General features: G+C 44.6%; 1 protein-coding gene. It reads right to left on the bottom strand.

What is annotated here, in order from left to right; genetic code table 11:
* On the bottom strand, positions 1 to 383 hold a 383-nt coding region (locus CWC14_RS17915), incomplete at both ends, for a transposase (protein WP_171036876.1).

Below are 383 nucleotides of genomic sequence, written 5' to 3'. Positions count from 1 at the left end.
CGCGGTGTTCAGAATTTCCCGATTCAGACCAGCCTTTTGTTTCACCATTTTTCCGTTTTTCTCGACAGTACCTTTGGCACTGCGAGTCATGTTCTTAACGGTGAGTCTTTCGGTGGCGATCAATGCCGCCACTTCAACTAATTTTGCAGTTTCTTTATGAGTAAAATCGAGTCTTTGACGGGCGATTTTCTGGTGGAGTTTGGCAATTTGATGCTTTAATTTTCGCTGGGTGCGAGTGCCTTTTTTCGCTAACGCGAGGTCACGTTGTAAAGAGGTTAATCGCTCTTTGCTGTTTCTGAGGTAACGGGGGTTTTCGACTTGCTCAAAATTACCATCCTGATCGATAGTCGAAAAGTAATGAGAAACACCCCAATCCAAGCCAA

Source organism: Pseudoalteromonas sp. S3260 (assembly GCF_005886925.1).
Lineage (GTDB): Bacteria > Pseudomonadota > Gammaproteobacteria > Enterobacterales > Alteromonadaceae > Pseudoalteromonas > Pseudoalteromonas tetraodonis.
Note: the sequence above shows the minus strand (reverse complement) of the source record. Positions and strands in the feature narration are given on the sequence as shown.